This is a genomic window from Uliginosibacterium sp. 31-12 (assembly GCF_030548425.1).
GTDB classification, from domain to species: Bacteria; Pseudomonadota; Gammaproteobacteria; order Burkholderiales; family Rhodocyclaceae; genus Uliginosibacterium; species Uliginosibacterium aquaticum.
On record NZ_JAUOOA010000016.1, the window covers coordinates 1 to 11,600 of the forward strand.

The 11,600-nt window shown below is 56.7% G+C and carries 10 protein-coding genes and 4 tRNA genes; 6 read left to right on the forward strand and 8 right to left on the reverse strand.

Annotated elements, in window-relative coordinates; all coding sequences use genetic code 11:
* The 3 genes from Q3Y64_RS19055 to Q3Y64_RS19065 form a co-directional block, all read right to left on the reverse strand.
* A tRNA-Arg gene (locus tag Q3Y64_RS19055) sits at positions 1-74 on the reverse strand.
* Between the two features lie 67 nt (positions 75-141).
* A tRNA-Ser gene (locus Q3Y64_RS19060) sits at positions 142-234 on the reverse strand.
* A 44-nt stretch (positions 235-278) separates the two neighbouring features.
* Positions 279-1,508 carry an aspartate kinase gene (locus Q3Y64_RS19065; protein ID WP_101944258.1) on the reverse strand — a complete coding sequence of 410 codons (1,230 nt, stop codon included), beginning with the start codon at positions 1,506-1,508 and terminating at the stop codon, positions 279-281.
* 318 nt (positions 1,509-1,826) lie between these two features.
* Between Q3Y64_RS19065 and Q3Y64_RS19070 the strand changes: the two genes are divergently transcribed.
* From Q3Y64_RS19070 to Q3Y64_RS19080, 3 genes are all read left to right on the forward strand, one after another.
* Complete coding sequence (locus tag Q3Y64_RS19070; RefSeq protein WP_101944259.1) at positions 1,827-2,120, forward strand: DNA-binding transcriptional regulator; 294 nt, start codon at positions 1,827-1,829, stop codon at positions 2,118-2,120.
* Between the two features lie 129 nt (positions 2,121-2,249).
* Complete coding sequence (queD, locus tag Q3Y64_RS19075; protein WP_101944260.1) at positions 2,250-2,690, forward strand: 6-carboxytetrahydropterin synthase QueD; 441 nt, start codon at positions 2,250-2,252, stop codon at positions 2,688-2,690.
* A 70-nt stretch (positions 2,691-2,760) separates the two neighbouring features.
* A tRNA-Ser gene (locus tag Q3Y64_RS19080) sits at positions 2,761-2,850 on the forward strand.
* Between the two features lie 69 nt (positions 2,851-2,919).
* On the opposite strand, the gene Q3Y64_RS19085 is transcribed toward Q3Y64_RS19080, so the two are convergent.
* Positions 2,920-2,994, reverse strand: a tRNA-Arg gene (locus tag Q3Y64_RS19085).
* A 112-nt stretch (positions 2,995-3,106) separates the two neighbouring features.
* Between Q3Y64_RS19085 and Q3Y64_RS19090 the strand changes: the two genes are divergently transcribed.
* The 3 genes from Q3Y64_RS19090 (at position 3,107) to Q3Y64_RS19100 (ending at position 8,208) form a co-directional block, all read left to right on the forward strand.
* On the forward strand, positions 3,107-5,011 hold the full coding sequence (locus tag Q3Y64_RS19090) for an ATP-binding cassette domain-containing protein (RefSeq protein ID WP_101944298.1): 1,905 nt from the start codon (positions 3,107-3,109) through the stop codon (positions 5,009-5,011).
* 152 nt (positions 5,012-5,163) lie between these two features.
* Positions 5,164-6,663: a polysaccharide lyase family 1 protein gene (locus Q3Y64_RS19095; RefSeq protein ID WP_101944263.1), complete on the forward strand. Its 1,500-nt coding sequence runs from the start codon at positions 5,164-5,166 to the stop codon at positions 6,661-6,663.
* 240 nt (positions 6,664-6,903) lie between these two features.
* Positions 6,904-8,208, forward strand: coding sequence for a polysaccharide lyase family 1 protein (locus Q3Y64_RS19100; RefSeq protein ID WP_158239277.1), 1,305 nt, complete (start codon positions 6,904-6,906; stop codon positions 8,206-8,208).
* 74 nt (positions 8,209-8,282) lie between these two features.
* Here the strand turns inward: Q3Y64_RS19100 and Q3Y64_RS19105 are convergent, their stop codons facing one another.
* From Q3Y64_RS19105 to Q3Y64_RS19120, 4 genes are all read right to left on the reverse strand, one after another.
* Positions 8,283-9,188, reverse strand: a complete 906-nt coding sequence (locus tag Q3Y64_RS19105; RefSeq protein ID WP_303564459.1) for a hypothetical protein — start codon at positions 9,186-9,188, stop codon at positions 8,283-8,285.
* A gap of 107 nt (positions 9,189-9,295) precedes the next feature.
* Positions 9,296-9,913 (reverse strand): hypothetical protein, encoded by a 618-nt coding sequence (locus tag Q3Y64_RS19110; RefSeq protein ID WP_143707462.1) that lies wholly within the window; start codon positions 9,911-9,913, stop codon positions 9,296-9,298.
* Between the two features lie 57 nt (positions 9,914-9,970).
* On the reverse strand, positions 9,971-10,957 hold the full coding sequence (locus Q3Y64_RS19115) for a hypothetical protein (protein WP_303564464.1): 987 nt from the start codon (positions 10,955-10,957) through the stop codon (positions 9,971-9,973).
* 342 nt (positions 10,958-11,299) lie between these two features.
* Positions 11,300-11,599 carry a hypothetical protein gene (locus Q3Y64_RS19120; RefSeq protein WP_303564467.1) on the reverse strand — a complete coding sequence of 100 codons (300 nt, stop codon included), beginning with the start codon at positions 11,597-11,599 and terminating at the stop codon, positions 11,300-11,302.
* Position 11,600: the final 1 nt, after the last annotated feature.

Below are 11,600 nucleotides of genomic sequence, written 5' to 3' on the forward strand. Positions count from 1 at the left end.
TACACCCAGAGCGATTCGAACGCCCGACCCCCTGGTTCGTAGCCAGGTACTCTATCCAGCTGAGCTATGGGTGCAAAATCAAGAGGCAGTATTATCTGCCACTTTTCTTGCCTTAGCAACATCTTTCGATGCTGTGTTCTTTGGCGGAGAGCAAGGGATTCGAACCCTCGAGACAGGTTTTGCCCGTCTGCTCCCTTAGCAGGGGAGTGCCTTCGACCACTCGGCCAACTCTCCGCGAAGAAGCAGCATTTTAGCCACTTCCCCTTAGCTGGTCAAGATCAACCAGCAACCTGATCAAGCTCGAAAGCCTTGTGCAGTACGCGTACAGCAAGTTCGAGATACTTTTCGTCGATCGCCACGGAAATCTTGATTTCCGAGGTGGAAATCATCTGGATATTGATGCCTTCTTCAGCCAGCGTGCGGAACATGCGGCTGGCAATACCGACATGTGAGCGCATACCTACGCCAACCACAGACACCTTAGCCATAGCGCGGTCGCCACGAACTTCACGGGCTCCAACATGCGCCTTGACGCCATCGAGAATCCCCAGTGCGCGATCCAGCTCGCCACGCGGCACGGTGAAGGAGAAATCGGTGGAGCCATCCTGGCCGACGTTCTGAATGATCATGTCGACATCAATATTGGCTTCAGCAATCGGCCCGAGGATCTGGTAGGCAATGCCGGGGCGGTCAGGCACGCCAAGCACGGTGAGTTTGGCTTCGTCGCGGTTGAAGGCGATGCCGGAGATGATCGGCTGTTCCATCTTGATATCTTCCTCGAATGTAATCAGAGTCCCCTCGCCGCCTTCCTGGAAGCTGGAGAGAACTCGCAATCTGACCTTGTACTTGCCAGCGAACTCGACCGAACGGATCTGCAGTACCTTGGAGCCAAGGCTCGCCATTTCGAGCATTTCCTCGAAAGTGATGCGGTCGAGCTTGCGTGCTTCGGGCACGATGCGCGGGTCAGTGGTGTACACGCCATCCACATCGGTGTAGATCTGGCATTCATCTGCACGCAGCGCCGCAGCCAAGGCAACGCCGGTTGTGTCGGACCCACCGCGCCCCAGCGTGGTGATATTGCCCGCATCATCAACCCCCTGAAAGCCGGCAACGACCACAACACAACCTTCTTCAAGGTCGTGACGCATGCGGTCTTCATCGATTTTCTGGATCCGGGCCTTCGTAAAAGAACTGTCGGTCAGGATACGTACCTGAGCGCCAGTGTAGCTGCGCGCCTTGATCCCTTCGGCTTGCAGCGCCATGCTCAAAAGACCGATGGTGACCTGCTCGCCGGTCGAGATGACCACATCGAGCTCACGGGGATCGGGATTGCTCTGGACTTCCTTGGCCAGTGCAACCAGGCGATTGGTCTCGCCACTCATTGCAGATACCACGATCACCAGTTGATGCCCTTGCGCATGCGCCCGCGCTACGCGCTTGGCCACATTCTTGATGCGCTCGGGGGTGCCGACCGAGGTGCCGCCATATTTCTGAACTATCAGGGCCATCTTGCTTGGTGCTGCCGGAACGGTAAAGGCGCGAATTCTATAACAAGCAGCTTGATCCATACAGGGGGCGCTAGACAAGTGTGCTCAGACTTGAAGCGCCCGCATCTATAAGTAAAAGCGTGAAAAGCGCCCTGGAAACACAGCAAATGCCACTTGAATGCTCCCGAAATATTGATCTATACTGAATGCGTCTATAACCAAAGTCATAGATCGATGCTTTGGGAAGTGTTTGTTTTTGTTGTTTAATATACTTCCGCTCTGACTGACCATCGATCATGACGGTTCTCGCCCCAACCCCGTTGAAAAGGATAAGGTCATATGAAGATCGTTGAAAACGTAGATGTGCGTGAAATCCGCCGCAAACTGGGCCTGAACCAGTCGGATTTCTGGTCTGAAATCGGTGTCACACAGTCTGGTGGCTCACGCTACGAGAGTGGCCGCAGCATCCCTCGCCCGGTTCAAGCCCTGCTGCGCCTAGTGCACATTGAGCAGATCGATATCAACAAGATCCGCAAGGACGACTACGAAGTGGTCGAGTTCCTGCGCTCGCAGAAGTCGGATCTGTTCAAGAGCCTGAAGAAAGAAGCCAAGGCCTGGAAGAAGGAAAAGTAATTCCCTGCTTGCATTGCATCAGCGAAGCCCCGCCAGGCATACGTCCGGCGGGGCTTGTTGTTTCTGCTTCAGCTACAATCCAGCACTCTTGCCCTATTGTGGGCTGACCGCACATTCTGGACTTTCATAGTGATCATCACCCGCCGCCTCGAATTCGACTCCGGACACAGAATTCCGGATCACCGCAGCCTTTGCCGACACCTGCACGGCCATCGCTATGCGCTGGAGGTCACTGTGTCGGGAGATGTCACGCGGATGGATGGTGATCCTCGCAATGGCATGGTGCTGGACTTCTCGGAGGTCAAATCCTTGATGCGGCAGTACGTAGTTGACGTCTGGGATCACGCTTTTCTGGTCTACGAAGGAGATAAACAGATCCGCGACTTTCTCGACAGCCTGCCAGAGCATCGCACGGTCGTACTGAACGTGGTGCCGACCGCCGAAAACCTCGCAGCCAAGGCCTTCGAACTGCTCGCTCCTCACATTAATGATCTCTGCGACAAGGCTTTGACGCTGGAAAACGTACGGATCTACGAAACGCCCAACTGCTGGGCGGATGCTCGTCGTTAAGGCTGGACAGCGGCTCGAAGCAGCGGCAGAATGCCGTTCCCTTGGCTTTCTGATAAGCCTGACCGATTCTGGAGGTGTGGCAGAGCGGTTGAATGCACCGGTCTTGAAAACCGGCGATGTTGAAAGACATCCGTGAGTTCGAATCTCACCGCCTCCGCCAGAAATAAAAATGGAGCCCTTCGGGGCTCCATTTTTTTCGTCTCGCGCTCGCTCGCCAGCTTGCATGGGCTGGTACCACCAACAGGAATCGAACCTGTATCTGCCGCTTAGGAGGCGGCCGTTCTATCCATTGAACTATGGCGGCAAGAAGGCGCGCATTGTAGCGCCCTGCGGCCGTTTCGCGAAGGAGTGATACACGGCAAAGACTAGACGGGCGGGTACAATCAGCCCCCTCTGCTTTGCCTGCCGATCGCAACATGCCTTTGATGACTCTTGAAAATGCCTGCCTCGCCTTTGGCGACGTGGCTCTGCTGGATCATTCCGAGCTGGTACTGGAACCGGGAGAAAAAGTCGCGCTAATTGGACGTAACGGCGCCGGCAAATCCAGTCTGCTACGCGCTCTGGCCGGGCAGGCAAAGCTGGACGATGGCACGGTATGGCGCCAGCCCGGACTGAAAGTGGCTTATGTAGCGCAGGAACCAGACTTCGCTCTGGATCGGACCGTATTCGCCACGATTGCAGACGGCGTGGGTGAGGCGGCGCGCCTAATTGCTGATTATCACGCTGCAGCCCATGCACTGGCACAAGGCGAAGAGGCCGCTCTGGGGCGCATGGCCGAGCTACAGCATCAGCTCGAAGCCGGCGGCGGCTGGAGCCTGCACCACAAGGTTGAGCAAGTCATTGACCGCCTGCGCCTTGATGGCGATGTACAGGTGGCGAGTCTTTCTGGCGGCGGGATCAAACGCGTGGCACTGGCCCGCGCGCTGGCTGGTGAGCCCGATCTTCTGCTACTTGACGAACCCACCAACCACCTGGACGTTGAGGCCATCGGCTGGCTGGAGGAGTTGATCCGTGCTTTTCGGGGTGGCGTGGTGGTCATCACCCATGACCGCGCTTTCATGGACAACGTCGCGACCCGCATCATCGAACTCGATCGTGGCCGGCTGGGCAGCTTCCCGGGCTCGTTCTCCGAGTACCAGCGCCGCAAGGCCGAAATGCTGGAGATGGAGGCCAAGAGTGCTGCCGAGTTCGACAAATTCCTCGCTCAGGAGGAGGTCTGGATCCGCAAAGGTGTGGAAGCTCGCCGTACCCGTAATGAGGGTCGGGTCCGACGCCTTGAGGGGCTGCGTAGCGAGCGTGCCGAGCGCCGTGACCGGATTGGCAACGTCAACCTGCAACTGGATCGTGGTGAGAAGAGTGGGCAGCTGATCGCCGAGCTGACGGACGTAAGCAAAGCCTTTGGGACCAAGGCCGTCATTCAGGGTTTTTCGGCACGCATCATGCGTGGTGATCGCATCGGCCTGCTGGGGCCCAACGGTGCTGGCAAGACCACCCTGCTCAAGCTGATCCTCGGCGATCTTGAGGCGGACACGGGGAGCATCCGGCGGGGAACGAAACAGCAGATCGCCTATTTCGACCAGTTCCGCGAAGCGTTGGATCCGGAAGCGCCGCTGACCGAGGTGATCAGCCCCGGCTCCGACTACGTGGAAATCGGCAAGACGCGCAAACATGTGATCGGCTATCTGGAAGACTTCCTGTTCTCCCCGCAGCGCGCGCGCAGTCCGGTGAAGTCGCTCTCCGGCGGCGAACGCAACCGCCTGCTACTGGCGCGCCTGTTTGCGCGGCCAGCAAACATACTGGTACTCGACGAGCCGACCAATGATCTGGACGTGGAGACGCTCGAACTACTCGAAGACCTCTTGCAGTCGTATGACGGAACGGTGTTTCTGGTCAGCCACGACCGGACCTTTCTCGACAATGTCGTCACCCAGACCCTTGCGGCTGAAGGCAATGGCAAATGGCGTGAATATGCCGGCGGCTACTACGACTGGCTGAGAGTCAAAACGGCAGAGCGCGAAACCGCGGAAAAGAACGATGCGGGCAAGACCAGCACCGCCAAGCCCATCGAATCAGAGCGCAAAGCCACTGCCAACCGTAGTGCCAAACTCAGCTTCAACGAAAAACGCGAACTCGAAGCCCTGCCCGGCAGGATTTCGAGTCTTGAGGCGGAGCAGGCTGAGTTGCAACAACAACTCGCCAACCCGGATATCTATCGCACGCGTGGCGCCGATGTTCCAGCCATGAACGCGCGCCTTGCAGAGATCGATGAAGCGCTCCTGGAGTTACTTGAACGCTGGGAAGCGCTTGAAGCAAAAAGCTGAAAAAAACGCACTTTTTTGAACTGGCGAAAGCCTGCTTTTGGGCGTATGTTTCCGGTCTTACCGGAACCGGAGCCGCGACTTGGAGTCAGACGGCTCACGCGCGGTAAGGCACCTGCACTGCCCTGCTTGTCATATTCAATCTGGAGGAGAGCATGAAAAAAAACATACTGGCCCTGTCGGTCGCCATGATCGGCGTCCTGAGCGGCTGTGCCGGCTTTGAACTGGAGGCAGAGGGCGATGCTTCAGGTATTGCCGGGTCGGATCTGGGCCGTGCTGTCATGCCTGCCAACAATGGCTGGGCTGCCGCGGAAGGCGCCGTCACCGGTGGCTCGGCCGCCACAGCGGAAAACGACTTCACCGTCAGCAGCCGTAAAGAACTGGTTGCTGCGCTGGCCAAAGCCGGAACTTCCCCCAAGATCATCCGCATCCAGGGCACGATCAATCTCTCCAGTGATGATTCGGGACGCGAATTGACAGAGAAGGATTACGCCGTTGCGCCCTACAATTTTGATGCCTACATGAAGGCCTATGCGCCGGCTGTTTGGAACCAGAAGCTGGAAAAAGGCCGCCCCAACCGCAAGCTTGATGGTCCGCAGGAAGCCGCACGTGAAGCCTCGGTGAAACGTCAGCGCGACCAGATCACGATCAAGCTCCCCTCCAACACCACTCTTGTGGGGCTGGGTGCGGATGCCAAGATCGTCAAGGGCAACTTGTGGATCGGGCCGGAGTCCGAAAACGTCATCATCCGTAACATCTCTTTTGAAGATGCCTTCGACTATTTCCCGGGCTGGGATCCGGGCGACAGCTTCAAGATCGACAAGAGCTATCCCGGCTGCCAGGAAGCCTATGTGGATGCCAAGACGGGTCCGCAACTGTGCCCGGGCGGGCGCTGGAATTCGGAATACGACAACATTTCGGTCAATGGTGGCAAGCGCGTCTGGATTGATCACTGCACGTTCAGTGATGGTGATCGCTCCGACAAGCTCTTCCCGCCGATCTTCCCCTTCCCGCACAACGAAGTGACGCAAAAGGTCCAGCATCACGATGGTCTGGTCGACGTGACCAATGGCGGGAACTACGTGACCATTTCCTACAGCGTATTCAAGGATCATGATAAGTCCTTCCTGATTGGCGGCAGCGATAGCTCCAAGCTCGATACAGGCAAACTAAACGTCACGATCCACAACAACTACTTTGAAAACGTCGGTCAGCGCGCTCCGCGTGTGCGTTTCGGCAAGGTCCACGTTTACAACAATTACTACGTAGCCAATTCAACCGGTCTGGGCAACGCCAAGACTGACTACGAAAAACACCAGCAGGAACTTGCTGCCCATGCCAAACACAATATCGCTCGCGGCCTGATCGGCGTTGGCAAAGATTCGGCAATCTACTCTGAAGCCAATGTGTTCGAGATCACCGGTGGCAAGGCTGATATAGCAGTCATGCCATACACCGGAGGCACAGTGTTCTTCGATCAAGGCTCCAGTTTCAACGGCCAACCGGTTGATCTGCTGGCCGAATCGAATGCGGCCAGTGGCAAGGCGCTGAGTCCCAACGTGGGCTGGAAGCCGACACTGTATGGCAGCCAGCTCAAGCCAGCCGCTGAAGTTCCGGCTTACGTGAAAGCCAACGCGGGAGCTGGCAAGCTCTGAGCAAGGCGGTTCTGAGTGAAAAAGCCGACGCTTCGCCGTCGGCTTTTTTCCTTACGAAAGAGATCCTGAATGCTTCACTCAAGGGAGTAGTTTGTCATGACGCCTGCAGCACGGAGGTTCTGCGCACTTCTCGTCTCAATGGCCTGTGCATGCGCCTTTGCCCAGCCGGTTCCTCCTGAGCGACAGCCCCTGCCTCCTGGCGATGGCTGGGCCGCAATAGGCGGGGGCGTCACCGGGGGCATGGCAGCCAAGGAGCGCTACACCTATACCGTCGGCACCCGGCAACAGTTGCTGGATGCGCTCAAACAGGCAGGCAACGAACCCAAGATCATCCGCATCCAGGGCACGATCAACCTGATGACGGACGATCGCGGCCGGGAACTCGGTTTCAAGGACTTTGCAGATCCCGGTTACGACTTTGAGGCATACAAGAAGCTGGTCAATCCACACACCTGGAATCGCCAGCCACTCGTCAATGGCAGGCCCCCCCGGATTGCCGGCCCGCTCGAAGAAGCTCGCAAGCGTTCCTGGAACAAGCAGAAGCAACAAGTACAGGTACTGATTCCCTCTAATACCACCCTGATCGGCATCGGCAGTGATGCAAAGATCACCCGTGGCAATCTCTACCTCGACAAGGGCGTAGAGAACGTGATCATCCGCAACATCCACTTTGAAGATGCCTACGATCACTTCCCTCAATGGAATCCCGGAGACTCCTACAGCACGACGCGTACCGCGCCGGTTGTGGACGACTTCGGCAAGAATCACTCTGTACCAGGATGCCAGACCGAGTTCGTGGATGACGAACACGGCCCGCATCGCTGCAACGGTGGACGCTGGAACTCAGAGTTCGACCTAATTTCAATCAAGGGCGCCAAGCGGGTCTGGATCGATCACTGCTCATTCAGTGATGGCGAGAGTCTGGCCAAGACCATCCCGAATATTTTCGCGATTCCCTACGATCAGCCTGAACAGAAGATCACACCACACGATGGTCTGCTGGACATAACCAACGCCTCTGACTTTGTTACGGTCTCCAATAGCCACTTCTTCAACCATGACAAATCCATGCTGGTCGGAGGCAGCGACAACCAGCCTGCAGACGAAGGCAGCCTCAACGTCACCTACCACCACAACCTGTTCGAGAACCTGCGCCAACGCCAGCAACTTGTACGCTACGGCAAGCTGCACAGCTACAACAATCTGTTCAAGAGCAGTCGCACCGATCCCCAGTACCCCTTCGCTTACGCCTTCGGCCTCGGCACCTCGGCACGCATCTACTCGCAGAACAATGTTTTCGAGATAGAGGGACTGAGTGACCCGGCGCGGCTGGTCAGCCTGTTCATCGTCGGGGCCGCCCTGCAGGACAAAGGGACTCTACTCAACGGCCAGGCCGTCAGCATCGTAGAGCGCTTTAACGCGGCCCAAGGCCGTGCAGTGATCCTTTCGGACCTGGGCTGGACACCACCCACGCCAGACGATCTGCTCCCACCAGAAGCCGTGCCGGCCTATGTGCTCAAGAATGCCGGGGCAGGTAAACTCTAGGCAATCGGTGCCGCCAGCTTCGCGCACGTAGCAAAGGCGCGGCCGACTGCACCTCTACGCGGCTTGCTGAATGCTCAGCTTGCAGGGTCTGGGAACAGCGGCATACGCTTGGGTGGCTTCGGCACCGGCCAACCACTGCGCGCGGCCCAGGACGCGATGTTCGGGATAAAACCGGGAAAGTCACCGCCGGGGCAGTCGTGCAGACAGAACCAGCTCTTGCCATGACGCCCGATGACCGGTTTGGCGGGCAAATCAAAACGCCCCCAACCGATCACCGGCCGGATCGTCGCCAGGATTCGTTGCGGATAGCGCCCCTTGCGATCCGGCTTGGCACTGCGATCATCTTCGAGCTCGTAGGAAGTGACATCGATATAGGGCAGCTTGCGATTCTCCAGGTAGGCGCGCCATTCTCGACAACCAAAGCCTCCCAGCACAGAGCTGGGCCGAAAATTCGGGCGATAACGTTGCTCATCCTCCTTCGAGCACAACGCGGGCAGCGTGCCACTCCCCTCCCCCAGGGAAGCTGTCTGCCACTGCCCCAAGCCGAACACAAAGTCCTGCGTGCCATTTCCGGTAGCCAGTACCAGCTCATCATCCTGAGCCAGATGCCCGAACAAGGGAGCCCTGCTGGAGTGACGAGACACGAGTTCGCCGGAACGGTTGAATTCGAGCAGCAGGGAAGCAAAAACTTCCTCCCGCTCAAGAAACGCGTTCTCTACTACGTAGGTCCGCACCCCTTGCGCAACAGCCTCAATCTCCTGCTCCTGCCCGGGCCTCGCTTCAGAGAGCTTTTTCTTGCCACGCGTTGCGCGGATATCAAAGAAATACGGCGCATCCAGTTTCAGGATGTAACGCAAAGCCCAGGGCTGCTCCTGCCAGAGTGGCATCGATTCCGCAGAAGGAAGCGCATCAACCGCCCCTGCCCGGGCAGACACCAGACAACACAAGAGCATCACCAGACGCAAAGTCAAACCAGACATGAATACAGATCCTGCAGAAGCCCCGCGTACGGGGTTAGAAGCCATGCCCGCCAGCACCGGCTCACGTGAAGGGCCAGTTCGGGGCGCTCAACACCCAGCCGCTCGATTCAAACGCCACCCGTCACGAGGATGCCCTGCAACTTCATCTCGGTGAGCAACTTTTCCGACATGGCGCGCACGATGCTCAACCGCTCACTGCGCGTATAACCACCCAGCACAGCATTTCTGCTGCGATAAGGATCCTTGAAGGTGTATTGCCACACTTGGCGTCCACTCCCCTCATGCACCAGCACAGCCCGCACATCCACCTCCTGCCCCTGCAGACTGCTGCGGGTCGGCCAGATCACCAGGGAATAATTACGCTGATCCTTGCGCAACTCGTCCCAACGGTAATTCGCTCCCGCGATGTAACTGAAGGCCTGCACGTTCTGCTGGCGAAAAACCGGCTCAATGTTCTCGCGCAAATCCACCGCAAAGCCATAAACCATCTGCTGGGTTTCAGAAGCCGCACTTTCGTCGTACGGAATCGGTTTGCGCGGATCCGGCATCACCTGCATAGCCACCCCCTTCTCGGGAATTTTCACCGGATCGGTGGCCACAAAAATATTCACGCCCATGAAGCGTTCGGGCAGCTGGACTTGTTGCTCCTCGGGCTTATTGCCTGAAGACAATGCGCAGGCATTCAAGCCGAGGGCAAACAAATACAGAACGAATCTAATCTTCACTTCAAACTCCCTGTCCTAGAAATACTCAGCGTGGCACGCCGAACCATTAACAAGTAATCACTCCTGCGCAACATCCCACTGCCATATCGTCGCACCGTAATTGGAGTCCAGATCCGGCATCACATCTCCCTGCTTGAACATGCGGCGAGAATCCTCCTTGGCAGGCGTCATCCAGTAGCCGGTCTGAGGGCATGATTGGCCGGCCGGGCAGCGCAAGCGATCTCTATCCTCATCCTCACCCTCGTCAGGCTCTGGCGGAGGAAGTGGAACCATGTGACCCGTGGGACGAACCGGATGCCAGGTGGTTTCAACGAGTTCGAACGCCTGACTTCCATCCTCAGGATCTTCAAACGTCACTTCATAGGCGGGTTGCATGATCTGGATGCCTTGGCGGGCAAAGGCCAAGGCAGCCGTGCCCATCCCTGTTGCCGGCACCCATACTCCCGTCCACGGCACGATTTCGCCGGTCTTGCAGGAAATGGATTTATCGACGGCGTACTCCGGGATTTCGGCGGGGCGTTCGGGATAGATGTCGAGATAGATGTCTTTCTCGTGATTGCGTGCGATGCGATCACCGGCAATGCCCATGTCTTCAGGCACACAAATACGCCAGTCCTTCGTATGCGTTTTATAGCCGTCGCTGGTGTACATCTGGCTATTAGTTACAGCAATGCCGAACTCACTACATATGCTGTAGGCTTTTTCAAGCTTGCGCATAAAGGACTCTGCTTTGCCGTCCATCCAGCTCATGTTGCCTTCTTCAAAGACCCGGGGCGTATTCTCAAGGTACCCCCCCCAACGCAACATCTCGTCGTATTCGCCCTGAACAAGCAAGGCTCTTGCATTGTCATAGGTCTCCAGCAAATGCTCCATGCGCTCACCACCGCGGGGAACCGGCGCATAGTCAACAATAAACGGATGCCGCTCTACACACGGCATGAATACATCGAATGCCTCTTGTAAATGATCAAATGCCCGATCCATATATTCGGGTGAAGTGATCGTGTACCAGAGGTGCGCCTCGCGGTTCAGATTGCGTTGCATGCGTTTCATTCCTTCAACGGATTTGGCAGGCCAATAATGTCGTGCTGGCCTTCAAAGTCCTTGAAATCCCAACCAGTTTCAATCGGGCCTTCTATTCGCGAGTAATTAATCTGGATACGGAGGCTACGCGGACCAGGTCTTGAAATAAATAATTTCCAATAAATGGCAATATCTTAAATTTCGCCACAAACTAAAAGAAAGACTGCTCAAAACCTTTCTTGAAATGCCGCAATTCAAGACCTGACCCCAGCCTTGACCCAATTCAAGACCTGACCCCAGCCTTGACCCAAAAGGCAAGACCTGCCCCCGCTGTTCATGACCCGCTGTTCACACTGGCTGGCACTACTTCGGCGATATCTCGATTCGCTCCTCAAACTCGCTCAGGCTTTTGAGGACATCGCTATCCGATTTGTAGCGATTCTTCAGTGCAAGTAGCTGACGGTCAGTTCCTGTGCAGTATTTAAAGACTTTCTTAGCCAAGTACTGACCTCGCCTTTCGTCGTAAACCTCTTCTCCCCGAAAGTGATCACACCGTTCGCGGCGAGCAACAAATTTCGCAACATCCGAAGGCACTGCTGCCTCAGCGACCGTGCAAAAAAATAAGAGTAGCAGCGTCGCAACTGCACCGAGATTTTTGTTCACA

Bases quoted from the DNA above. Each gene is read 5' to 3' on its own strand.
- Q3Y64_RS19065 (WP_101944258.1), bottom strand. From the start codon at position 1,508: ATGGCCCTGATAGTTCAGAAATATGGCGGCACCTCGGTCGGCACCCCC.
- Q3Y64_RS19070 (WP_101944259.1), top strand. From the start codon at position 1,827: ATGAAGATCGTTGAAAACGTAGATGTGCGTGAAATCCGCCGCAAACTG.
- Q3Y64_RS19090 (WP_101944298.1), top strand. From the start codon at position 3,107: ATGCCTTTGATGACTCTTGAAAATGCCTGCCTCGCCTTTGGCGACGTG.
- Q3Y64_RS19095 (WP_101944263.1), top strand. From the start codon at position 5,164: ATGAAAAAAAACATACTGGCCCTGTCGGTCGCCATGATCGGCGTCCTG.
- Q3Y64_RS19100 (WP_158239277.1), top strand. From the start codon at position 6,904: ATGGCAGCCAAGGAGCGCTACACCTATACCGTCGGCACCCGGCAACAG.
- Q3Y64_RS19105 (WP_303564459.1), bottom strand. From the start codon at position 9,188: ATGTCTGGTTTGACTTTGCGTCTGGTGATGCTCTTGTGTTGTCTGGTG.
- Q3Y64_RS19115 (WP_303564464.1), bottom strand. From the start codon at position 10,957: ATGCAACGCAATCTGAACCGCGAGGCGCACCTCTGGTACACGATCACT.